The organism is Pseudoglutamicibacter albus (assembly GCF_022346425.1).
GTDB classification, from domain to species: Bacteria; Actinomycetota; Actinomycetes; order Actinomycetales; family Micrococcaceae; genus Pseudoglutamicibacter; species Pseudoglutamicibacter albus.
On the sequence record NZ_JAKRCW010000027.1, the window covers coordinates 1 to 1,463 of the forward strand.

2 rRNA genes are annotated in these 1,463 nt (G+C 53.7%); both read right to left on the bottom strand.

From position 1 onward, the window contains the following. Nucleotides 1-755, bottom strand: a 23S ribosomal RNA gene (locus tag MHJ63_RS09805); the annotation flags it as partial. A 503-nt stretch (nt 756-1,258) separates the two neighbouring features. Continuing rightward, nucleotides 1,259-1,463: ribosomal RNA gene (locus MHJ63_RS09810) — 16S ribosomal RNA — on the bottom strand; the annotation flags it as partial.

Genomic DNA, 1,463 nt, shown 5'->3' on the forward strand with positions numbered 1-1,463 from the left:
AGACCGTGCCACTACAACGCCCTATTCAGACTCGCTTTCGCTACGACTACCCCACACGGGTTAACCTCGCGACACAGCACTAACTCGCAGGCTCATTCTTCAAAAGGCACGCCATCACCCCACAATAAAGGGCTTTGACGGTTTGTAAGCGCATGGTTTCAGGCACTATTTCACTCCCCTCCCGGGGTACTTTTCACCATTCCCTCACGGTACTGATCCGCTATCGGTCACCAGGTAGTATTCAGGCTTACCAGGTGGTCCTGGCAGATTCACACGAGATTCCACGAGCCCCGTGCTACTCGGGTCATACGATCTAGCGGCGGAACATAATACAACTACGGGACTCACACCCTCTACGGTGCAGCACTCACACTGCTTCGTCTCCACGCCCGCACCTCACCAGCCAGCCACGGCAGTAACTGGACACATACACCCACAACCCCCGCACCGCAACCCCTGCCGGGTATCACACGATACAGGTTTAGCCCCATCCGCGTTCGCTCGCCACTACTAACGGAATCACTATTGTTTTCTCTTCCTAAGGGTACTGAGATGTTTCACTTCCCCTCGTTCCCCCCATAACACCTATATATTCAGTGTCAGGTCACACACCTCACAGCATGCGGGGTTCCCCCATTCGGACATCCTGGGATCACCGTCCGGTTATCAACTCCCCCAGGCTTATCGCAGATTCCCACGTCCTTCATCGGCTCCTGATGCCAAGGCATCCACCATACGCTCTCAACAACTTACACACATATGCAAACCATTGATTCATGAGCAACAAACACAACCCACACAACCAACAAACCAACCAAAGGAAAGCCGGTCCGTGTTGGGTTGAGAAAATCACATACATGAAAACAACACCCCACAAGGGGTGTCATCCTCACAAGATGCTCGCGTCCACTATGCAGTAACCAAACAACAACCCCACACCCACCAACCACACCAGACACACCAGTCAAAGAACCAGCGCACACAGTAGCGTGTTGTATTAGGCCGGGGACACACTAGAGAAACAACCACACCAAACACACGAACACAAAACATGCCCGCTACGTACCTGGTGGTTTGTTGCTCCAGGACCCAACAATGCACCAAGACCCACACACCCCCAAGAGAGAGTGCGTGGTTTTGTTGATATTCCACCCATGAGCATGGCACCTGTCAACACCCGTGACAGCAGCACCATCTATTCTCTGACACCACCAACCACCATGCTTCAACATGGGTTGTGGTGTTGAGTGCTCCTTAGAAAGGAGGTGATCCAGCCGCACCTTCCGGTACGGCTACCTTGTTACGACTTAGTCCCAATCGCCAGTCCCACCTTCGACGGCTCCCCCCCACAAGGGTTAGGCCACCGGCTTCGGGTGTTACCAACTTTCGTGACTTGACGGGCGGTGTGTACAAGGCCCGGGAACGTATTCACCGCAGCGTTGCTGATCTGCGATTACTAGCGA